Annotated in this window: 18 protein-coding genes; 9 read left to right on the top strand and 9 right to left on the bottom strand. The window is 37.9% G+C overall.

The window, feature by feature from the left end; all coding sequences use genetic code 11:
• Positions 1–58 precede the first annotated feature (58 nt).
• The 3 genes from BVC89_RS24330 to nosR are packed head-to-tail and all read right to left on the bottom strand — an operon-like array spanning position 59 to position 2,875.
• Positions 59–1,003: a sensor histidine kinase gene (locus tag BVC89_RS24330; RefSeq protein ID WP_086933700.1), complete on the bottom strand. Its 945-nt coding sequence runs from the start codon at positions 1,001–1,003 to the stop codon at positions 59–61.
• The gene (locus BVC89_RS24325) at positions 996–1,541 is read right to left on the bottom strand and encodes a heme NO-binding domain-containing protein (protein WP_086933699.1); all 546 of its coding nucleotides are present in this window, start codon (positions 1,539–1,541) and stop codon (positions 996–998) included. The genes BVC89_RS24330 and BVC89_RS24325 overlap by 8 nt, the downstream gene beginning before the upstream one ends.
• A gap of 14 nt (positions 1,542–1,555) precedes the next feature.
• Entirely contained in the window at positions 1,556–2,875 is a 1,320-nt protein-coding gene (gene nosR / locus BVC89_RS24320; RefSeq protein WP_158658102.1) for a response regulator c-di-GMP phosphodiesterase, NosR family, read from the bottom strand.
• A 143-nt stretch (positions 2,876–3,018) separates the two neighbouring features.
• Between nosR and BVC89_RS24315 the strand changes: the two genes are divergently transcribed.
• The 3 genes from BVC89_RS24315 to BVC89_RS24305 all read left to right on the top strand — a co-directional run bounded on the left by BVC89_RS24315 (position 3,019) and on the right by BVC89_RS24305 (position 6,298).
• Positions 3,019–3,606 (top strand): response regulator, encoded by a 588-nt coding sequence (locus BVC89_RS24315; RefSeq protein WP_086933697.1) that lies wholly within the window; start codon positions 3,019–3,021, stop codon positions 3,604–3,606.
• 431 nt (positions 3,607–4,037) lie between these two features.
• Positions 4,038–4,793, top strand: a complete 756-nt coding sequence (locus BVC89_RS24310; RefSeq protein ID WP_216825040.1) for a carbonic anhydrase — start codon at positions 4,038–4,040, stop codon at positions 4,791–4,793.
• A 1,244-nt stretch (positions 4,794–6,037) separates the two neighbouring features.
• Entirely contained in the window at positions 6,038–6,298 is a 261-nt protein-coding gene (locus BVC89_RS24305; RefSeq protein WP_086933696.1) for a hypothetical protein, read from the top strand.
• Between the two features lie 129 nt (positions 6,299–6,427).
• Here the strand turns inward: BVC89_RS24305 and BVC89_RS24300 are convergent, their stop codons facing one another.
• The 4 genes from BVC89_RS24300 to BVC89_RS30625 form a co-directional block, all read right to left on the bottom strand.
• The gene (locus BVC89_RS24300) at positions 6,428–7,363 is read right to left on the bottom strand and encodes a hypothetical protein (protein ID WP_086933695.1); all 936 of its coding nucleotides are present in this window, start codon (positions 7,361–7,363) and stop codon (positions 6,428–6,430) included.
• 286 nt (positions 7,364–7,649) lie between these two features.
• Positions 7,650–9,056: a Si-specific NAD(P)(+) transhydrogenase gene (sthA, locus tag BVC89_RS24295; protein WP_086933694.1), complete on the bottom strand. Its 1,407-nt coding sequence runs from the start codon at positions 9,054–9,056 to the stop codon at positions 7,650–7,652.
• Positions 9,053–9,922 (bottom strand): HDOD domain-containing protein, encoded by an 870-nt coding sequence (locus BVC89_RS24290; RefSeq protein ID WP_086934736.1) that lies wholly within the window; start codon positions 9,920–9,922, stop codon positions 9,053–9,055. The genes sthA and BVC89_RS24290 overlap by 4 nt, the downstream gene beginning before the upstream one ends.
• A gap of 294 nt (positions 9,923–10,216) precedes the next feature.
• Positions 10,217–11,422, bottom strand: coding sequence for a TonB family protein (locus BVC89_RS30625; RefSeq protein ID WP_086933693.1), 1,206 nt, complete (start codon positions 11,420–11,422; stop codon positions 10,217–10,219).
• Positions 11,423–11,989: 567 nt separating this feature from the next.
• Between BVC89_RS30625 and BVC89_RS24280 the strand changes: the two genes are divergently transcribed.
• From BVC89_RS24280 to BVC89_RS24265, 4 genes are all read left to right on the top strand, one after another.
• Positions 11,990–12,682, top strand: a complete 693-nt coding sequence (locus BVC89_RS24280; RefSeq protein ID WP_086933692.1) for a cyclic nucleotide-binding domain-containing protein — start codon at positions 11,990–11,992, stop codon at positions 12,680–12,682.
• A 439-nt stretch (positions 12,683–13,121) separates the two neighbouring features.
• Positions 13,122–14,237 carry an efflux RND transporter periplasmic adaptor subunit gene (locus tag BVC89_RS24275; protein ID WP_086933691.1) on the top strand — a complete coding sequence of 372 codons (1,116 nt, stop codon included), beginning with the start codon at positions 13,122–13,124 and terminating at the stop codon, positions 14,235–14,237.
• The gene (locus tag BVC89_RS24270; protein ID WP_086933690.1) at positions 14,234–17,437 is read left to right on the top strand and encodes an efflux RND transporter permease subunit; all 3,204 of its coding nucleotides are present in this window, start codon (positions 14,234–14,236) and stop codon (positions 17,435–17,437) included. The genes BVC89_RS24275 and BVC89_RS24270 overlap by 4 nt, the downstream gene beginning before the upstream one ends.
• Positions 17,438–17,899, top strand: coding sequence for a hypothetical protein (locus BVC89_RS24265; protein ID WP_086933689.1), 462 nt, complete (start codon positions 17,438–17,440; stop codon positions 17,897–17,899).
• A gap of 36 nt (positions 17,900–17,935) precedes the next feature.
• Here BVC89_RS24265 and BVC89_RS24260 read toward each other — a convergent pair whose 3' ends face one another.
• On the bottom strand, positions 17,936–18,130 hold the full coding sequence (locus tag BVC89_RS24260; protein WP_158658101.1) for a hypothetical protein: 195 nt from the start codon (positions 18,128–18,130) through the stop codon (positions 17,936–17,938).
• Positions 18,131–18,554: 424 nt separating this feature from the next.
• Here BVC89_RS24260 and BVC89_RS24255 point away from each other — a divergent pair, with 424 nt between their 5' ends.
• Both BVC89_RS24255 and BVC89_RS24250 read left to right on the top strand, forming a co-directional pair.
• Complete coding sequence (locus tag BVC89_RS24255) at positions 18,555–19,223, top strand: flagellar brake protein (protein ID WP_086933687.1); 669 nt, start codon at positions 18,555–18,557, stop codon at positions 19,221–19,223.
• The gene (locus BVC89_RS24250) at positions 19,186–19,794 is read left to right on the top strand and encodes a hypothetical protein (protein WP_086933686.1); all 609 of its coding nucleotides are present in this window, start codon (positions 19,186–19,188) and stop codon (positions 19,792–19,794) included. The genes BVC89_RS24255 and BVC89_RS24250 overlap by 38 nt, the downstream gene beginning before the upstream one ends.
• Positions 19,795–20,373: 579 nt before the next feature.
• Here BVC89_RS24250 and BVC89_RS24245 read toward each other — a convergent pair.
• Complete coding sequence (locus BVC89_RS24245) at positions 20,374–21,219, bottom strand: hypothetical protein (protein WP_086933685.1); 846 nt, start codon at positions 21,217–21,219, stop codon at positions 20,374–20,376.
• Positions 21,220–21,629 lie beyond the last annotated feature (410 nt).

The raw sequence follows: 21,629 nt of genomic DNA, 5'->3' as shown, positions 1-21,629 counted from the left end.
TATTCATGCAATTCTTTATTGTACAGCCATATGGATATGGCACTTTAAACACGAATACTTAGCTCTGTTCTGTTACTGGCAGGGCTATAGTAAATTCTGTACCTTCACCTTCCTTACTCTCTACTGTTAAGCGACCTCCGTGTTTTTGTATAATTCCGTGAGATATTGCTAAGCCCAGGCCCGTACCTTTCCCAACTTCTTTCGTGGTAAAAAAGGGGTCATATATCTTGGTCAGTATGTCCTGAGGTATTCCTGAGCCGTTGTCTCTAATCGACATTTTAATTTCTTTTTTATCTACAGCTGTCGCAATAAAAATATTGCCATGCTCTGGGATGGCGTCAGCTGCATTGACCACAAGATTCAAAATAACTTGGCTTATCGCACCTGGTTTTCCCTCAATCTCGGGAATTTCGCCTAGGTCTAACTCTATATCAGCCTTATACTTAACTTCATTGTTGACCAATTTTAGCGTGCTTTCGATACACTCATTAAGTGAAAATAGTTGCTTTTCGTCTTGGTCTGGGCGTGCGAAATTTTTCAAGCCCATAACAATATCTTCAATTCTCTCTGTACCTTCTAATGATTCTTCTAGTAAGTCGAACATATCTTCCATAATAAAATCTAAATCGTTCTTTCTCCTAATTTTTTTTACTTTAGATTTTATTTCTGTATCGCCGTTACTAGTATCATTAATCAAATCTTCATATGATTCTACAATTTTAGTAAAACTTTGGGCGTAGGATACCATAGTACGCAAGTTACTCTTTACAAAACCTGTTGGATTATTTATTTCATGTGCAACTCCAGCTGCCAATTGACCGATCGATGCTAATTTTTCTTGGTGAAGTAACTGAGCCTTTTGATCTTTCAGTCTGTTATACGCTTGTACTAATGATTGATTAGATTCAAATAGCTCTCGAGATTTATTTTCCAAATTGTTTTCTGCTATCTCGCGAGCTTTCTTTTGACGCTCGTACGCCGCTTTATAATCCACTTCAGGCATTTTTAGTCACTCGTAATCTACAAACATCGTCGCCGCTATGTACACATGATTCATGTTTGAGAGTAATGTCTTCATTATAAAACTCAGAAGCTCCTAAAATTAGACCTTCTGCTAAGTAACATAATTTACGTGGAGATGAATATTTAACGAGTAATTCACTATCGTTAATTTTCTGACAATCGAGAGAAGGTAAACTAGGATTTTCATATAGTTTGCGCACCTCTTTATGTATAACATTTTCTATGCTGCACAAGAAATCAAATAAATTATCAGTTAATTTGGTAAAAATATCATATTTGCGGTTAAGCTCACCAAATAGAAATGTTCCAAAACTTCTTGTAACTTCAGTTGTGTCCACAGATAGTGCTTTAGAAATTGCTATCACAAAACTCACAACCTCCTCATCGGGGTAGTCTTCGGTAGACGTGTATATGCCTCCGTTTTTTGGGTTGACTTCATTTAGAATACTTTCCCAAGTTTCTATACCAAACTTATCTTCAACCATGTCGTTAATAGCAATAAATACTACACCTTTCATAAGACACCTCTATATTAATCAGACTCTTTTATCACAACACGAATATCAAGCTCTTCATTGAACTTTCTTTCGTAATCTTCCAAGTGTTTTATCATTGTTTCGTTAAGTACTACGCCTCTTGCAAGTAATAAGGCATTACTTCCTGAGCGGATATCTTCATCCAACGTCATTCCTTCTTTAAGGTCTCTTGTTTTTGTTGCTATTTTCTTACCTAAATGTACATCAAAATCGTCTAGTACATCCCAAAACGCATTTGCTATTTTTGTGTCATAACGTTTCCCTACCCACTTACTTATATAATCTTTAGCTTCTTCTAGACCACTGATACTTTTTTCTAGACGGCCATTATATGCGTCGTAAAAATCTCCGATGACGGCAATAATTTTTGATACAATAGGAATATCTTGATCGATAATTTCGTCTGGAAAACCGGTTCCATTAACTGCTTCCCTATGGTGGCGAACAATCTTGGCAATATTTGATAAATTTGGGGAACTGGATAATGCCATCTCACCCCATACTGGGTACTGTTGATAGAGTTCTCTTTCTTCGGGATTCAAGTTAAATACAGAACGCGTCCGAATTTCGTCAGGTAGACATAGCATTCCAATACGATGGAGCATAGCTGCAAGTTTTAAATCTTTTATAGTACCTCCATCAAACTCCAGCTTTTCAGCAACTTTTTCGCCATATTTACCAACGAAATTTGCATGGCCAGAATCTCGACCTTCCTTCCATTCCATTACACGATTGATAATACCTAACGAGTCATAAAAATTTTGTTCTGCTCTCTCATTAGCGCTTTCTAGTAAACCAAGAGCTTGATCAATTTCCATGGCTCTTTCTTTAACTTGTTTATCTAGTAACAGAGCGAGCTTACTTAATTTTTTATTTTGCTTTTCAGAAACACTAGCTTTTGCTTCGCGCTTGCGTATTTCTGTGTGACGGCTTATCGCTCTGTTTACCACTTCATCGAGGTCGCTCTCGTCCCAAGGCTTAGTAATATAGTTATAAATTTTTGCGTTATTGATTGCAGATTCAATAGCTTCAATATCCGAGTAGCCAGTAAGCAATATGCGTGTAGTGTTGGGTGAAAGTTCTCGTGCTTTTGTTAAAAAAATATCTCCCGTCATACCCGGCATTCTCATATCTGAAACAATGACATCAAAATCAACATCTTCTTCTTCGATTACCTCTAAGCCTTCTGCTCCTGAATTTGCAGTATATACCTCCCACGACCGCCTTCTGCCGAATCGAGCAAGGGATTTGAGTACAGACTTTTCATCATCCACAAACAGAACTTTAGGAATATAGTTTGTTTTATCGGACTCCATAACTGCCATCTCTGCATTACTGATATTGATAGGAATTACATATATAATAGGAATAACATGAAAAAAAACAAATGAGTAATAGTTGTTTGTTCTTGATTAAGCTCAAATGAATTTTCTTAGTTATAAAGTTTAGGATATATAAATTGAAAGGCGATGATTTTTTTACTACAGGAGAGGTAGCGGCCTTATGTGGTGTAACACTTCGAACGGTTATTAATTGGATCAATAAAGATTATCTAATATCTCATAAGCTTCCTGGCACTCGGGGTGATAACAGAATACCAAAAGAGAGCTTAGTCTCTTTTATGCTAAAAAATGGAATGCCTCTACCTAAAGAATTACTAATAAGTGATAAGAATATAACTGTCGATAATAATTTGGTATTAGTTGTGGACGATGATATTGGTATGGCTAAGTCTATTGCTCGCATTTTAAGGCAGTTAGGAAAGAACACGTTAATCGCTAATAATGGGTTTGAGGCCGGTGTTTTATATGCAGAAAAGCATCCATTTCTTATGACTTTAGACATACAAATGCCAAAAATAGATGGCTTTAGTGTACTGCAATCACTTAGGCAGCGTAAAATTGGAAAAATCTTAGTTATATCTGCTGTAGATAAATCCTTACAAGATAGAGCTTTTAGTTATGGTGCTGATGAATTCTTAGAAAAACCTTTTCATATAGATGATTTGAGGCGAATAATTAAAAAAATTGAATCTTACCAGCGATAATTTTTAGATTTTGTTGTGATAAGAAATATATAAAACACACATTTTAGCTCTTTTCCAAGTTTGTGTTGAACGTGCAGTACATTCCTTTTAAATATCATATGCTCGATATTTAATGCTTAATCTTTTAAACATGAAGGTTTTATGTGTGGTTTTTATAAAAATAAAATATTGCTAATAGTAAGTAATAAAGATTACACGTATAGAACCACTCTTATTGAATATCTATCTACTCCCCAAAAAAACCAATCATATATGCTTGTTTGTTGAGTCATACAAATTGGCTAAAATATTAAATGCATATTTATATTTGACGTTTATTAATTTTAACTTAAAAATATTTTTGTTTTGCTAGATTTAATATTCCTCTATTTGATTGAATAAAGAAAAGATAGGGTTTGTATTATAAGCACCTTTAAGGAGGTTTCACGAGAATGAATAAGATAAATATCAGTGTATCTATATTTAGTATTGCGTTGTTTGCAGTAGTCTTTGCAATGCAGTCAATGGCTTCTGAAAATCCTCACTGGGAATATTATGGCGATAATGGTCCCGATGCATGGGGCAGACTTGATCAATCATATATTATGTGTGCCGAGGGGAAAAATCAGTCACCCATTAATCTCACAAATATGATTGAAGGCTCTCTGCCGGATCTTAAACTCAAATATAGTAAAAGTGGTACAGAAGTTGTTAATAACGGGCACACAATACAAGTGAATTTTGCACCAGGTAATACTATGACAGTAGAAGGACGAACTTTTGAACTTAAACAAGTCCACTTTCACTCACCAAGCGAAAATAATATTGAAGGTAAATCCTATCCTTTAGAGGGACATTTTGTACATGCAGATAAGGCTGGTAACTTAGCTGTTATCGCAATATTATATGACCATGGAGAACATAATAATGAACTAGAAAAAGCTTGGGAGTATATGTCTGCAAGCTCAGGTGATAAACATATGTTACCCAATAAAATTAATGCTAGTAAATTATTTCCTGAAAAGCATGCTTATTATCGCTTTAATGGCTCTTTAACAACACCACCTTGCTCTGAAGGTGTTCGTTGGTTTGTCATGAAAGATATTAACAATGCTTCCCAAAGGCAAGTTAGAAAGTTTATTAGCGTTATACCTCATGATAACAATAGGCCCTTGCAAGCTATAAACGCACGCGAAGTCATTCAATAGAACAAGTTAGTGAGGCTATATTTTAATTAATTAAATGTATATTTAGCCTCACCCTATTGACGGTGTATTTCTATTTATCATTTACATCCTCTTAAGGTAACAGTGTAAAATTTAAGTAGAAACATCCACTATACATTTAACTATTTCTCACGATTTCCTAGAACAGTTTAAATTTATCGAGCTTCTATTGTTAAGTAAAAAAGCTTTGAAGAATGTCATTTAATAGTGCTTTTACATTGTCTACGGTACTTTTCCTCGTTTTATTTAGTCATTACAACCATAATTCTCTCCTACATCTCTGTCGCAATCTATCACTTCTTTTTCTAAGCAAAATATAGACAAAACAGTTTTTATGTGAAGTGTGTCTTAAATTTTAGATATAAGCAGTATCATTTTTATAAATGACCATATATTAGACCTATCAATACTAATTTTAATTGCTCTTGTTACACTCATAACACACTAGTTTTAGGCGAGAGAAGCGCAGTTTGATGAGTCAAATAAGCGATGAATAACGACAAATGATGTGTTGCGGCTGCGATCCAGATGGCTAAAAGTATTTTACTCGTATTCTGAGTTGCTGTTCGATCTTTTGGAGCAAGCAAATATCATTCACAGTGTCTAAGATACGAAAAATATATATAGCAGCAGATGTTATTAAATTAGTGTTAACGGACCCTAGTGTTGAAGAACGCTTTTAATATTTTGTCACTTTATATGATGATTATTTAAATAAAAACATGACGTTAAATTCTAATTTTCATCTAAAAATATCGTTTTAATGCAATTCTGTGATTCTGTGCAAATTATTTTTTAATATTTATTTATTATAATCGGGATATAAAAGAGTTATTAATGAGTATTAATTAAAATTAAATATTCATATGTTGTTCAGTTTAGTTTTTTGATTTGAATATATGTATTAAGGTTTTGACGCATAAAGTATCATTGCGTCACGTTTTAAAGTATTTCTATTTTGTTTGGCAGTATTAGATTATTTTCTATTGTCTAAAAGGCTAACCACATGAGATTAGCCGTTTATCGAAAGAGTAGAAATGTTGTGTTATAATACTGTTATTATATACAGTATTTGGGCTAAGTGCTGAAATCACTGAAGTAGTTTCAAATTACAGATGTGATAATTAAATCGATGTAATAATTAAGGCATGGCACCTAAAATTAGGAAAAAATAACATTGAATATAGGAGGTTTTTAACTCGTTAATTGATGAGGAGTACATTTCAATGAAACTATTTGTTAAATTTGATTTTTTTTATAAAACCAAACAAGCAAAGAAAGTATTCAATTTTCTCGTAATGTTATTTACGAGCTTTTCTTTCTTACTCGCCGTGAGCGCGCTACTTCTGTTAAGCGAACACCCAACAATTAAGAGCGTAGTTGCAGGCTATGAATGGCTAGCTGTGAGTAGCTTAGTAATATGGTTTCCAGCTATTCTATGGGTGTTGTTCGACCAATTTGTTTGCTTGGTCGCGAATAGTGAATAATTTGTAAAGGAAAAATGTATATAATCAAGATGCATTTTCAAGAAAAATATTAATTACTATTAATTAACTTTAGGGTGTTGTCTTCTATGGCAACACCCATAAGTATTTCAATTGCTATCACTGTAAATTTTAGCCTGGAATTTTGGCCCAGCTGTGAACTGCATTGAGCACCATAATAGCTTGGTTTAATCGGTAATTTGGATCAGAAAAGGGTTTTTGAGCAGAATAAATTTTATATAAGTGAGACTTTACAGTATTTAACTCAGAATCTTTCGATGGCATCATGCTCACAAAAAAATAAACCTCTCCAATCCAGGCATCAAGATTAGCATTGCTTAAATCCGATGGTTTTGTTCGTAGTGATTTCCCTTTACTTATATAACTCTCAAGTTTTCTTACAAAAACAGGTGAACTAATTTTACCTACGGGCACCTTACGAGTCACTATACTCGCAGGTTTTGTGGTCTCAGCTAGGCGATTTCTGAGATTATCTAACTTTAGGCTTTGGGCCTCTAGCATCACCTTTATATCAGACCTAAGTGCTTCTATGTTAGACTTGTTCGAAGCTATCGTATCCGAACTCTTAAGGCCATCGATTCCGATTTCAATCGCAGATAAGGCTTCTATCAAAGCGGTGTTTTGATTTTCTAATTGCTCAGCTGTTTGCGATATGGTCACCGTTTTTTCTAGTATCTCATTGTTGCCTACGCTAGCAGTTAGCACAGATGAATATTCGTTACTAAGCTTTTGCCACTCATCTATTAATTCCAACTTAACTAGTAGAGGAGTTAGGAGTGCTACTATCGTTGCCGCGATAAGTGCGATTGCTGTCTGTCCGACACGATCAAGTTGATCAAATATCCATTTTCTAAAGGATCTCTTAACTCGACTGGTTGATATGTCGCCATCATCTACAACAGCTTTAACCTCTTGAGTGATTTCTTGTGCTGCTTGGGCAATAGCTTCTTCCGTAAGATTAATGCTGTCTTCTTTAACATTTTGTAGTGTTTTGTCGATATCGGGGTATTTATTTAAGGTATTTGCGGTAGCGTCCAGGTTTGGCATAACGATATCTCCATTATTTTAAGATCTAGTTTAAAGCCTTCAGGGTAAGTAATATTTACCAGATGGTAAGTTTCTCCAACATTACAAGGCATTACAAACTTCGTAGAAAATTAGTGACAGGTCTACTTTTATTATTTTTCTAAATAGTTTAGAGATTAAGTAGTATTTATAGGAATGTAAACAATTTGTTTTTAATCACGCTTATTTGGCGCAAAAAACATCATTATTGGTTTTGCTGACTAAGACCGTGCTAATCCTTTGCACATATTCTTAGGAAATTATCATATTAAGTATTATTTTTCTTTTTATCTCTTTGTCCGATGATATCCAATGCTGCCACACGATAGGCTTCAGCAAGTGTTGGAAAATTGAATATGCTCTCTACAAAAATGTCTACATCCGCATGGGCAATTAGTGCCATTTGTCCTATATGGATTAATTCCGTGGCTCCCTCACCGACAATCATGACGCCTAGAACTTTTTCACCTACGCTGTCGCATACTATTTTCAGCATACCATCTTGGATACCGGATATCTGGCCCCTGGCCACTTCTTCAAAGTGAGATTTGCCTACTAAAATATCTCCGAACTTTTCCTTCGCTTGTGTTTCACTTAAGCCAACAGAAGACAGTTCTGGTATCGAATATATGCCTGATGGGATAAGGTTTTGCATTTCTCCGACATCAATATTTAGCACATTACAGCTTGCTCTTCGTCCCTGTTCCATTGAGCTTGAAGCGAGGGATGGAGGCCCTATGACATCTCCTGCGGCATAAATATTTGTAACTTCAGTTCTCAAATTCTCGTCAACAGTTATTAAGCCTCTTTGGTTTACTTTAAGGCCTGCATTTTCAATAGTTAAATCTTTTATATTGGCGAGCCTGCCTGCTGCGCAGAGTAATTTGTCACTTGAAATATGCTCACCGTCTTCACACTCAGTAACGACAGCATCGAAGCCATTCCAATATGCTTTTTTAACAGTCTTTTGCCCTAGCCACCTTCCTCCCATACTTTCAAAAGCATGAACAAATTTTTCTGTTAAATCTTTATCTAGAAAACCTAATGGTTGAGGGTACTTGTCTACCATGGTGACTTTAACCCCTAGAGCCTGAAAGATAGAAGCGTATTCGCTGGCTATAACGCCTCCTCCTAAGACTGTTAAGCTCTTGGGTAAATACATCATTGAGAGAATGGAATCACTATCAAAAATATGTTCGTGATCGACATCTATATTATCTGGCGTTCTTGGATATGATCCTGTGGCTATCACAAAGTATTCAGTATTTAAAATTTCGGGTTTGCCACGTACTTTATTTATCTCGATAGACTTTGCTGACAAGAATTTTGCCCGCCCATGAATTAATTCGACATTACTGCGCTCTACTTGTTTTCGCATGTAATTATCATGGGCTGCAAGAACTTCTTCCAACCTGTTAATTAAGGTAATTAATTCCAGATCTTCTGCTAATTCAAAATTAGCAATGGCGGCATTCATCCGCATATTTTTAACCCGTAGAGCATTCTCCCGTAAAGTTTTTGATGGAATTGTTCCTCGGTGAACGCAGGAGCCACCTAACTCTCTGTCCCTTTCGATTAAAGCAACTTTTTGTCCTGCCTTTGCTGCTTGTACGGCAGCCTTTTGTCCTGCTGGGCCACTACCGATAACAATCATATCGTATTGACGTGAGTTCACTCTGACATAGCCTCTAGTGTACTGTTAATTGCTTCTTCTTTTTCAAGTAATTCATCTATCTGATCTGGGTATAGATTAAGATCTCCAAATACAGGTTGTTCCTTAACTTCCTCTATCGTCATACATTCGGCTTTTTCTCCTTCTGTCTCTTCGCAGATAAAGTGGTGAGAGATAAGAGCCCCAGCAAAAACAAGCATTGTTTGCGTTTGGGTACTATGAGGAGAAGAATAATTATGAAAAAACTCTACAGATTGACATACTGAATTTGGCATTTCCCATTTTTTAACGACACTAACGCCGATTTCTTGTTGAAATTTGTTTTCTATTTTAAACACATCCGCCTTACTTAAATTAATATCCAGCTTGCGCGTAATCTCAAGTATTGTTTGTATTGCCACAGGGCGTCCAATGTCGTGTAATAAACCCGTTAGGAAAGCCGCTTCTACGTTTTTTCGACAGGCTCTGGCAACCTCTTTTGCCCATAAACCTGTGAGCAATGAATATTTTATTTCGTAAGCAATGTGAGATTCGAATCCAGGTGTGTTAAATAACTCTGTATTGACTGAAGCTGATAGTGCTATTTCTGTAATGAGTTTCATTCCCAGGCGTGTAATCGCCTGTTGTAATGACACCATTGAGCTGTTGGGGCTATAGGCTGCGGAGTTAGCAATACGCATAACTTTTGCTGCAAGAATTTGATCGCTTTGTATGAGCTTAGCTAAGTCTGCTGATTCGGATTCGGGATCTTGCGTTAATCTAACAACTTTACCTGCAACTTCGGGGAGCATGGGTACTTGAAGTTGTTTTTTTTCTATGCGCTCAGTTAGCTTTTCGCACACTAACGCAACAGGTGATGGATCGGACATGTTTTTACTCGGTATGAATAACGTTAAATTGTGATCAATGACATTATTAAACATAGCACGCACGAGAAAATCCGAAGGCGCAAAGCGAGAATAATTTTGAATATGTAGGCAATGAGCCGCAGTATTACTTCAAAAAAATGCCTTAATTTTGTGCGTTTTTCATTGGGGATGGCGTGAAATGCTTTAGGTTGGTGCGAGGTGTGCGTTAAATGCAGCCTTCTGGGGTGCAAATAAAGTATCTAAATGAGCGCTTTTAGTCCGGGGCATAGTTCTGCCCCGGTCACTCTGGTGGGATTAGTCGACTATTTTAAAGGCGATTCTAAATGTAAAAGTGTATTCTTCACCTGGGATTTCGTCGGGCATAGAAGGGTAGGGTGCTGCGCGTTTTACCGCTTTGGTTGCTTCTCTGTTCAAAGATCTAAAAGGAGCTTGGCTGACGATGTCAGTGTTTTTTACTTGTCCTTCCCTATCTATAGTCACTCTGAGCCTAACATTTCCTTCTCGGCCTCTATCCCATGCTTTTTGAGGATATTTTAGATAACGATGAGTATATTTTGCTAACTGAGAGTAATACAGTTGCTCTTTCAAAAGCCCTTCTGCAGTGAATTCATCGTCGTCACTATCGTCGAATATACTCTCATCTAGCTGTTCTTCAGCAGGTGCTAATACCACTTGTTGAGGTTCAGGAGTCGGCGTGGGTTTTGGTTTAGGCTTAGGTGTTGGTGTGCTGGTTGCTATTTTGGGAGCTGCAATGGCGACTGTATTTGCCGGCGCAGTAACTTTTGGTGCTGATACCGATGTTTTGAGTGTTGGTGCAGCAATCTTAGGCGCTGATGAAGCTGCGCCTAAATCAGTTTGTTCCGAACGTTTAGCGTTCACAGCACCTTCAATTACTGCTATACGTTCATCACTTGGCCGTGTACCTTCAAACCTTGCAAGTACGTCAGGATTAACATCACCGTTGGTGAGCAGTGCTTGACGAAACTCTGAAGATAGCGGTACCGGACCAATCCACGTGCGTAAGAGTAAATCAAAAAATGCAGGATCATCTATTTGTCCCAGTGACGTTCCGTTAACAGATACGCTGACTACGTCGTTGGATCTATCAACGGTGAAAATATCTCCTGATATCATTTTAATTTTTAAAAGGTTACTAAAGGCTGCCATATTTTTAGCGTGCCTTTTAAGCTCATCAGAACTTGCATTAATTGCCATACCTTCGATCCACATACGCTTAAAGCGTCTATTCGATAATTGTGGAACTAAAACACGTACCTGAAGCCTTTTATCCTCTTGACTCGATAAAATGGTATTAGGTGAATTGGACAAAGTCGATATATATAGACCGGCTACAAAGTGTTCTTTACCTAACTCTCGATGTATCGCGACTCCGTTCAATAAAGGGTCTGAAAAAGCTTCTACGCTGCCAAAAATTATGAGCGCAGACACGCATTTTAGAAAGAAGAACCTGAGGCTAAACGTATTATTTATCTTTTCCATAATGTTTCCAAAATTGTTGTAAACTTGACTCTTTCTAGTAAAAAATAGCTTTTAGCACAATGTTAAAAAACATTTCAATAATGGCTATTTCTTATTGTGATAACCTCAGATAACTTGTATCTTTTTGTTATATTCAATCGTTATATTTAATGTTGTCACTATAAATATAATTATAGTTGCTGTTTGAATTTGTTGATGGTTTTGTAAAGTTTCTAGCTAGTTACTTTACCTTAATGTAATCAAACTGTTAACCAATCACAACTCCCTCTTTCTTTATTGGTGTAAAATATTCTAGGGTAATCGTAAAATAGGTGTCTGACGCCTAAGAAAACATTTACATATCTTATGTTTATCACCCACAGACACTCTATAATTTGACTTAGTAAGAAACGATATGTCTCGCTTTGATTGTTTTTTCGTCAACCTGTAGGTTGAAAATCGAATAGCTATGGGAGAAATTGAAATTTTAGTTAATTCTTATTCATCTATGCTATGTTAAATTAATGCCAATGTTTTATATTAAAGACTTGGCAAATTTCATGCCGTAAGATTTATTGAGCCTTACTTATGGATGTACAACCTGTTCACAACTGCCCTAGAGAATCTGTTGATCGCTTATTATCATCAGTGCCATTTTACAAGCTCGTGAAGCAAGTAGATCAGTATCAATATGAGCTTCTGCTCCAGCACTCTAGAATTATCGAATACCAGCCTGGAGAAGTAGTGCTTGAAAAAGGTGAGCGTGAGGAGTGGCTATATTTTCTGCTCAAAGGTCAACTTGAGGTTAAATCTGGGGAGGCCGATAGCAGTGATACGGTGGTAAACTTTATTACGCCTGGTGAGGTATTTGGTGGTTTAGCTGTTCTATTTGATCACGTGAGAATTGCAACAGTAGTCGCTGACAGTAATTCCCGGAAAGTTTTGGTGTTTGGCACTAATGTTAAAATTTTTGGCAAGCTGGAAGAAGTCCATAATATATCCCTATCTACTAAACTCATTTATTACCGCAATATGGTGCATAACTTAAGATGGCGTTTGGAGATGTATCGTGTAGCATATCCCGATCAAGAGTTTTCCTCAGCTCATCGCCAAATTAAAGTATATAGTGGTCCTAAAGATACGCTGAGTGAATTGCGGGATTTAGATAATCAAGCACGAGAGCTCGCTAAGTTATTAGTCATTTGGAATAGCGAGTACAGTCGTTTATCCATCAATCAGCGTGCCGATCTAGATTCAGCCTCACTACGTGCACTCGGTTGATATTCCACTGGTTTATCGTTTAAAATTCAACCTCTATTTGAAGTTTTCATAAGTCTCAGTGCCTTAGGTCACGCATGATTGAACCCTGTATGACAATATCGCGTATAATCTATCGTTGTAGGCTTATGATTGTCACATACCGGGGTTAAATGGCATATGTTATTTAGCTCCCTTGAAACTATTTAACATATTTTACAATGCGATACCTTTCAGGTGCCCGCTGCTTTCGAATAAGGCGGCCTCTATTCTAATAAAAAGTGTCATTCTGTGACGATGAATATGATCGGCCTATTACTTATATTTAGGCCAAAAATATTAACTCCTCTTATGACATCTTAAGAATCGGAAACTTTAATCAGGTGATTTTTTCAATAGCTATTATTAATGGCACTTTTGAATGTGATAAAATAAAAAAAGAGTCTCTATTAGGAAAGTATTCATGAATTTTAAAGAATGGAACGCTAACTATCGATTGGCGGCTGGCTTAGCGTTGGCGCTGATGGTATGGATGGTTACAGGCTTTATATCCGGTAAGAAACAGGAAGCGAAAGACGCTCAGGAAAACCAGGAATCGGAAGAATTATTTTTAGTTCAAGCAAAAGAAAGCTTTGCATCCGAATATATTCTACCTATTTATGCGCGAGGGCGAACAGAAGCTAATCGCTCTGTAGATGTGGCCGCAGAAGTAGATGGGCAGGTACTTGCCACTCCAGCAAAAGAAGGGAGCCTTGTAAAAAAAGGTGATCCTTTGTGTGTTCTTGATTCACAAGATCGCAAGCTGCGTTTAGAACAATCAATTGCACAAAGAGATAAAGCGCAAATTGATTTTGAAGGTGCGTTAAGACTAAAGAATGGTGGTTATCAGTCGAAGACGCAAATTGCCGAAGCAAAAGCAAATCTGGCTATTGCCCAAACGGAATTAAAAGCGAGTTCCCTGACAATAGAGCGTCTAACTATACGGGCTCCTTTCGATGGTGTCGTACAGCAACGACTTATTGATGCTGGTGCGTATGTTCAATCTGGTACTGCTTGCGCGCGTTTAATTGAGCTTTCTCCTCTGCTAATTACTGCGCACGTTGCTGAATCTGATGTTATGCACCTACATGAAAATAATACCGCCAAAGTAAAATTTCTTGATGGTTCAGAGCACCTAGGCAAGGTTCGTTATATTTCTAAAGTTGCAGATTCCAACACGCGTACGTTTAAAATTGATGTCGAGATTGCAAATGAGGACTATCAATTTGTAGACGGTTTGAGTGCTGAACTTGAAATTCTCACAAGTACTGTAAGTGCACACCTTATTAACCCATCATTATTAGCATTGGTAGGCGATGGTGTTATCGCGGTAAAAACATTGGACGAAAAGAATATTGTTAGACAAGTTACGGTAGAGTTGGTTGGTGACTCGGCTAATGGTGTATGGATAACGGGACTCCCTGAAAAAGTTACATTAATAACAGTTGGTCAAGAATATGTGAGTGTCGGTAGCCAAGTTGCGGTTCAAAAGGCGGGTTCGAAAACTAGTGTCAATGTCTCAGCGGGTAGTGCTCTATGAGTGTCTTAAAAAACGCGATCGGCCGTTCGAGAGCGACCATCTGTGTCATGGCTCTTATAGTTATAGCTGGTATTGTTGCTCGTATGTCGATGACTATTGAAGCATCTCCGACGCCATCGGTTCCTATTGTTTTTGTTGTTTTATCGCAAGATGGTATTTCCCCTGAGGACGGTGCGCGATTGCTTGTTCGACCGATGGAAAAAGAGCTACGCTCCCTAGAGGGCTTGAAAGAAATTCGTTCTACATCGCGTGAAACCGTTTCCTATGTCATTGTAGAATTTGAAGCCGATATTAATATTAAACAGGCCGTACAAGATGTTAGATCGGCTGTGGATCGTGGTAAATCTGAATTACCTGCAGAAGCAGAAGAACCTAGCGTAGAAGAAGTATCTGCGAATGATACGCCCACTATTATTGTGACCATATCCGGAGAAGCAGGAGAGCGTATTATTTATCAGGCGGCCCAGCAAGTTCGCCGTGGAATCGAAACTATCCCAGATGTATTAGAGGCGAATTTACGTGGTTCTCGTGAAGAAGTTGTGCAAGCCACAATAGATCCGGCTCGGCTCGAACATTATGGCATCACCAGTGTTGAATTGTATAACGCGATTAATAATAACAACTTACTCATTCCAGCCGGACAGCTTGATACTGGTGAAGGACGCTTTGCGGTAAAAGTGCCTGGTTTAATTGAGACAAAGAATGACGTTGCTCAGTTGCCTTTGCGAGTTACAACAGATGGTGCGGTAACTCTAGGGGACATTGCACTTGTAAACCGAACGTTTAAAGACGCAAGCCAATATACCTCTGTTAACGGCGTAAGAGCTATGTCTATTGAGGTTAAAAAGCGCAATGACGCAAATGACATTGAAGTCACTAAGGCTGTGCGTGCGGTTGTAGAAGAGATGCGTTCAACTATACCTAGTGACGTAAAGTTAGATTTCTTAATGGATCAGTCCGAGTTTTCACTAGGTATGATTAACGAGATGCAGGGCAATATTTTAACAGCAATGGTTTTAGTAATGATTATTGTTGTCGCTGCCCTTGGTTTTCGTTCTGGTATTTTGGTTGGAGCAGGTGTTCCTTTTTCCCTATTGTTTTCTGCCATTATCATCCAACAGCTAGGCTACTCATTTAACTTTATGGTCTTATTTGGCATGTTGTTGGCACTCGGTATGTTGATTGACGGAGCCATTGTTGTTGTTGAGTTCGCAGATCGAAAAATGGCAGAAGGTTTATCCAGCTCCGAAGCTTATCAAATAGCAGCTAAACGCATGCTATGGCCGGTGATAGCTTCGACCTCAACCACCCTTGCTGCCTTTTTGCCAATAATGTTTTGGCCGGGGGTCGCAGGTGAATTCATGCGTTATTTACCAGTGACTGTATTTGCGGTGTTAGTAGGCTCTTTATTGTATGCCCTATTATTTGCACCAGTTTTAGGCGCATTACTTGGTCGCAATAAAATGCAGCCGCAAACAGTTGAATATTTAAAACGCCTTGAGTCAGAATTACCTTATAAACTACCAGGTATCACCGGCAAATATGCCCGTATTCTATCGAGTATTGTCCATCATCCTTTCGCGCTGTTTTGCGGTGCTTTCTATTTGCTTATTGGAATCTTCCTTGCGTTTAGTAAATTTAACGCAGGTGTTGAATTTTTTGTTAAGACAGAGCAGGTGCAAGGCTTCGTAACTATTCGCGCACAGGGGAATTTATCGGTGGATGAAGGACAAGATCTTGCTGCTGAGGTTGAGCAAATTGTTAATCAAGTGCCAGGTGTTAAGGTTGCATATTCAACAGTAGATATTTCTGCGCCTCAACAGGTTGGCCCAAGGGCTCCAGAAAAAGATCAAATTGGAACAATATTAGTCGAAACTTATACGCCGGAGGAGATGGGAAGATCTACTCACGAGGTATATGCGGAAATTCGCAGGAAAACAGAAGGAATGGCGGGGATTATTGTCAATGCCATTCCTATGGATGGTGGCCCCCCAGTAGGCAAGCCTGTGCAAGTTCAACTGGAGTCTGTGACAGGAGAACACTTAATAGAAACAGCCCGTCGTTTGAGAAAAGAACTTGAAATGAATATTGCTGGTTTGCGTGATGTTACCGATACAACACCTTTGCCGGGAATTGAGTGGAGTATTGAAGTAGATAGAGTGCTTGCTGCGCAGCTAGGAGCCAGCGTATTAGAAGTTGGGCGCTCCGTTCAGTTGGTAACTAACGGTATTAAAATTGGTGAATACCGGCCAGACGACGCGGATGATGAAGTAGATATCCGTATCCGCTATCCAGAAAGCTTCCGCGGCTTACAAATGTTGGATAAGCTTATGGTCAATACAACGAATGGACCTGTAGCTGTCAGCACTTTTGTTAAGCGCGTACCAAAACCTAAGGTTGATAAAATTAGCCGTATAGATGGTAAAGAATATGTGCGTGTGTTAGCTGACGTGGAAGAGGGTGTATTGGCCGATGATAAAGTTAAAGAAATTGAAGAATGGCTTGCTGACCATCCCGTTCATGATTCAATTACCGTTACATTTCGCGGCGCGAACGAAGAGCAGAATAAATCTTTTGCTTTTCTAATGGTTGCTTTTGCTCTTGCCTCTTTTCTAATGTTTATTCTTCTAGTTACGCAATTTAATAGTTTTTATCAGGCTTTTTTAACACTTTCTGCCGTATTTTTATCGACGGCAGGTGTTTTCCTTGGGTTGACCCTCACACAGTCTACGTTTAGTGTGATTATGACCGGAGTCGGGATTGTTGCTCTAGCGGGAATTGTTGTTAACAACAATATCGTACTGATAGATACGTTCAATTATATTCGAGCCACACAAATCAAATATACAGTTAAGGAAGCTACGGTTATTGCTGCCACTCAGCGCTTGCGGCCGGTATTCTTAACCACGGCAACGACAATATTAGGCTTAATGCCTCTTGCTATGGGCGTTAGTGTGGATATGCTAAATCGTACGGTAGTGTACGGTGGTGTGGTTGGTTCTTATTGGATTGCGCTGGCGAGCGCTATTGTATATGGCTTGATATTTTCTACTGTACTGACACTTTTAATAACTCCCGCATTGTTAGTGTTGCCTAGTGAAGTCAAGATACTATGGCGGAAGTATATTTACAGACCTTTTAAGCATTATCGACAAGAAAGAAAAAAAACTGTTCACACCGTTCAAGAGAGTTCACTTTAGATGAAATATGAAATGTCGGGAAAGACGTTAAGCATAATAATTCCTCTTATGGTGAGCTTTTTCCCTTTGATGAGTTTGTTTATGTCCATTGCACTGGCCTCAGGTGATAGTGGGTCAGGCCCTTCTCCTGAAGCAAGTGCATCAGATGGTTCGGGTTCCGTGAGTGTATTGCCTATTTTGATTATGCTGTTATTTCTTGTTATCAAGGTCTCAGCAATTGTGGGGAGTTTTCGTAAGTGGTATTACGCGTGGTTATATCACAGCCTAGAGCTACATCTAGTCATTTTTGTTATCGGTTTGTTTGCTGTGATTGCTACACTCAATCAACCATTTAATGGATCAGGGTTTATTAGGATAATCGTTATTTTTCTTTGTCTATTTATTAACTTTCGCATTAAAAACTATTGGTTAAGCAATGATAATCGTGGTTTTTATAAAGTTAATCATTATTCCCATGCTTAAATTAGCCATGCTTTGAGTCTTATACAAGTTTAATGGCTAAAAAGGAGTGCTGATATAAGTGTCAGCAGGCATTTGTAGTTGCTCCTCTTCATAAGATGTATGAAAGCCCCTTTCAGTCTTAAAGCTTGTTTGGATCACAATAGAGCGATGATTTCCACAGTTTTTGAACCTGTTGTGGTTAAACACGTTGCGGCTTTGAGGGTAGGTATTATTCATAAGGGTTTCTTTCACTCAAAGTCCTTAAGCTCCATGAACTGCTCTAGCTTCTATATACCTATAGCGATATACCGCCATTAATATGGAATAGTACCCACAGGTTTAATGTCCAAGGTGTTATTCGCACTTATATATCATATCAATTTTGAGCTTACCTGCATTTTTTGAGGTTCTTGCTACACTAAATAAGATGCTCTCTTTACATGACACTGGTATGAATAAGAGTTGGAATCCTTGTTTTCTAGATACATGACGGTAGAGGTTGTGCTGTCTGAAGATGTCAGTAATTTTTACGAAAAGTAACAAATTTTGTAAAAAAAACCTCAAATATGCCAGGAAAGCGTGTTTGTATCTAATGTCATTGGTCGCCAATTACCAGTAAATTTTTGATACTTGGACGCCGGTTTAACACTGTGTTTACTCCAACCTTGCTTATGGTATGAATGAAGAATATTTAAACTTTGATGATCTAGCTTTGGAAATGGGGCAGACGATCGAAGTTTTACCACAAAAATCTGCAGATAAGTCATTTGCAAATACCTATGTCATCGGTGCGATTCCTGATGAATGTTTAATTGTGTCAGCCGCAGAACTCGCTGAATTCGGTATTCATGAGGGAGAACAACTCGTATTTAGAATTATGCTAAGCGATGGTATTGCCGTTTTTTCCACTAATGTATTGTATATTGCTGAAGTTCCCTTACCTCTAATCTATGTAGATTTTCCCGGCAAAATAAAATTCATGCGTATTCGCTCATCCATTCGCGCCAAAATTTCTCTTCCTGCACTTGTTTCTAATATCACTAACCCTCAATACGTTGATATTTCGGGGCAAATCCTAGACATAAGTGAACAAGGAGCGGCCTTAGGGACGGATGAGCTTTTAGGGGATCGCGATGATGAGATTAATATAAAGGCTAAATTTATCGTAAAGAAAATTCAGCGTATTTTGTCTATTAGAGGGAAAATTATCAAGGCTAAGCAGCTTAAGAATGGAAACTTTAAGTACGGTATCGAGTTTTATGAGCAAGATGAGAATACAATGCTTCTACTTTATGGTTTTATTTTCAATGCAATGGCTTCAGGAAAAATCCAAAAAATTCGTTAAGAGCTTCTTCTTAACAGCTTATCTTATTGTGGGTTTATGTTTACGTCCGGTTTATGCTGTTGACGAAAAACGTTTGTGGCTGCCAACGAAATACAATGTCTTATTTCTGGATTTAAAAGAAGCTGCGCGTGTTGTCGAAGCTCTAGAACATTGTAAAACAGTGTTACGCGGTACTATTGATATTGATCAGAGCAGGGAAGATCACCCAATTTACCGTATTTTATGTCGCAAACATGATGGTCGTAGTTACAATGAAATGGTCGATGGCTTGACATTTAAACCGCTCACTAGTCATAAAGAGATCAATGTTGAAGAAATTGAAGCGCGTAAATTACATTTGTGGTCTTTATGCGAAGAGGCAGTGAAAAGTAAAGTTAAGTTAATCAAAGATATGGAGTGGGTTACGGAATTACCAGTTAAACCAAAAGTTTACGAAGAAGCAAAAGTTCATTTTGTCGCAAATTTTGATGCAAAAGATGGTTATGGTGCTCCTTTACGTTATCGGGCTTTTTGTTCATTTGGGCCTGAAGATGCTTTATCAGTACGTATTTCTCCTAGAAAGAGTGATTAAGTTTTACATGAAGTTAACGATCCAATTTGGAGATTTATAGTCTTTTTTGTCATTTAATTTTGTTTTCATGCAAAAAAATCATGGTTTTTGAGCTTTCCTAGTATTGGAAAATACCTTTAAAAGGTCATTTAGGAGCGTTTTTGTAAGGAATCAATGTTAACCAACTAGATATTGGGTGTATTTTTGCTCGTTCAACTGATATTTCCCTAAGTTTTGGTTTTTAGTTTAGTTGGTTTATTTCCATTTAAACCTTAAGACAGCTATAAAACTCTAGGAACTTTGTGCTTTCAAATAATAGTTTTTGTATATATTGAAACAGGTTTTAATCTTTTTAAGATGAGGTAGGCAAAAGGCGTCAAAGCCGATGTTTCGAACCGAATAAGTATTTATTTGTATGTAATCTTTCTGTAGTTAGTTGTTTACTCAATGTCTTGCCATGTTGACAGACACTGGATCCAGATCGATTTCCATTTGATTGTTATAGAAGTAGAAATAATTAGATGTGTTTTTTAACATTTTTGAGCAAAAAAAAGCCACTATATTACTATAGCGGCCTTTTGTGGAACTTTCTAACTAAACTTATGCAGTCTTAGGTGGACGACCGCGACGTTTTGTTCCAGCTGCTTTAGGTGCTGCGGTTTTTGCTGCCGCTGGTCTACCGCGTTTAGCTGACGCTGCAGGTTTCGCTTTTGCAGGAGTTTTACTTGCTGCAGGTCTACCACGTTTTTTAGGTTGTGCAGCGGTTGCAGGAGCTTTTTCTGCTTTAGCCGGACGGCCACGACGCCCCGCTGGTGCCTTTTTGGCAGCAGAAGCGGCAGGACGACCACGACCTGCAGGAGCTTTTTTAGTTTTAGCAGCGGCTTTTTTAGCAGCAGCTTTTTCTTTTGCAGCAGCTTTCTTGGCATCAGCTTTTGCTTTAGCGGCAGCTTTCTTTGCGTCAGCTTTTGCTTTTGCAGCGGCTTTTTTAGCAGCAGCTTTCTCTTTTATTGCTTCTTTTTTAGCAGCAGCTTTAGCGGCAGCATCGGCTTTCTTCTTACGAGCTGCTTCTTCACGAGCAATTGCTTTAGCGGCAGCATCAGCAGCTTTTGCATCTGCGGTTACTTTAGATGCAACTGCTTTTGCCTCAGATGCAGCTTTTTTTGCTTCTGCAGCAGTTGCGGTTGCTTCAGTTGCTGCTTTACGTGCGGCAGCAAGTTGAGTTGCTTGAGCAGCAGACTTTTTCTTTTTACGTATAGTAGCTACTTTAGCTTTAGCAGCAGCAGCTTTTTTAGCAGCAGCAGCAGCTGTTTTAGCTGTTGAAGTAGCAGTAGCCTGTGCAGACTTAACTTCAAGTGCACGTGCTTTATCCAATTTGGCTCTCAATGCAGCCAATTCTTTTTCGAGATCAGCCACTTGATCTACCACTTTTGCTTTACGACCAGCCATGATTTTACCCTTTTTTATTTGCAGTTATAGAAGTTGTAGCACTACATTACGAAATAACAAGAAAAATTCAACCCTTTTTAGTGAATTTTAAAGGTTTTTTTTGATTTTTTGATGTTTTTTTTATTATCCGGCGACTTTTTTTAAATTTTTCATTTAAAAAATACATTCGCAACAATTTTGTATGTATTAATTTTACATTAAAGCTTTGTTTTTTTGGCTTAAAAATCTAAAAGTTTTTTTACTGTCGAAGGTTAGTTTTATTAACTGCTGTGTAAAAAAAGTAGACATAAATAAGTTTACTTCGAAAACTACAAAAAAGTTGCTTTGTTACATAGATTTTTAATTTCAAAACCCCGTTTTGCTTTGAGAAACTCAGTTTAATCCTTCGGATTTGTTCTTGGAGTCGTTTT

Origin of the sequence: Agarilytica rhodophyticola, from assembly GCF_002157225.2 — a bacterium.
GTDB classification, from domain to species: domain Bacteria; phylum Pseudomonadota; class Gammaproteobacteria; order Pseudomonadales; family Cellvibrionaceae; genus Agarilytica; species Agarilytica rhodophyticola.
Note: the sequence above shows the minus strand (reverse complement) of the source record. Positions and strands in the feature narration are given on the sequence as shown.

Coding starts and splice junctions, on each gene's coding strand:
- BVC89_RS24290 (WP_086934736.1), bottom strand. CDS start 9,922: ATGTCCGATCCATCACCTGTTGCGTTAGTGTGCGAAAAGCTAACTGAG.
- BVC89_RS24305 (WP_086933696.1), top strand. CDS start 6,038: ATGAAACTATTTGTTAAATTTGATTTTTTTTATAAAACCAAACAAGCA.
- BVC89_RS24275 (WP_086933691.1), top strand. CDS start 13,122: ATGAATTTTAAAGAATGGAACGCTAACTATCGATTGGCGGCTGGCTTA.
- BVC89_RS24325 (WP_086933699.1), bottom strand. CDS start 1,541: ATGAAAGGTGTAGTATTTATTGCTATTAACGACATGGTTGAAGATAAG.
- BVC89_RS24310 (WP_216825040.1), top strand. CDS start 4,038: ATGAATAAGATAAATATCAGTGTATCTATATTTAGTATTGCGTTGTTT.
- BVC89_RS24330 (WP_086933700.1), bottom strand. CDS start 1,003: ATGCCTGAAGTGGATTATAAAGCGGCGTACGAGCGTCAAAAGAAAGCT.
- BVC89_RS24300 (WP_086933695.1), bottom strand. CDS start 7,363: ATGCCAAACCTGGACGCTACCGCAAATACCTTAAATAAATACCCCGAT.
- nosR (WP_158658102.1), bottom strand. CDS start 2,875: ATGGAGTCCGATAAAACAAACTATATTCCTAAAGTTCTGTTTGTGGAT.
- BVC89_RS24250 (WP_086933686.1), top strand. CDS start 19,186: ATGCAATGGCTTCAGGAAAAATCCAAAAAATTCGTTAAGAGCTTCTTC.
- BVC89_RS24270 (WP_086933690.1), top strand. CDS start 14,234: ATGAGTGTCTTAAAAAACGCGATCGGCCGTTCGAGAGCGACCATCTGT.
- BVC89_RS24280 (WP_086933692.1), top strand. CDS start 11,990: ATGGATGTACAACCTGTTCACAACTGCCCTAGAGAATCTGTTGATCGC.
- BVC89_RS24255 (WP_086933687.1), top strand. CDS start 18,555: ATGAATGAAGAATATTTAAACTTTGATGATCTAGCTTTGGAAATGGGG.
- BVC89_RS24245 (WP_086933685.1), bottom strand. CDS start 21,219: ATGGCTGGTCGTAAAGCAAAAGTGGTAGATCAAGTGGCTGATCTCGAA.
- BVC89_RS24265 (WP_086933689.1), top strand. CDS start 17,438: ATGAAATATGAAATGTCGGGAAAGACGTTAAGCATAATAATTCCTCTT.
- BVC89_RS30625 (WP_086933693.1), bottom strand. CDS start 11,422: ATGGAAAAGATAAATAATACGTTTAGCCTCAGGTTCTTCTTTCTAAAA.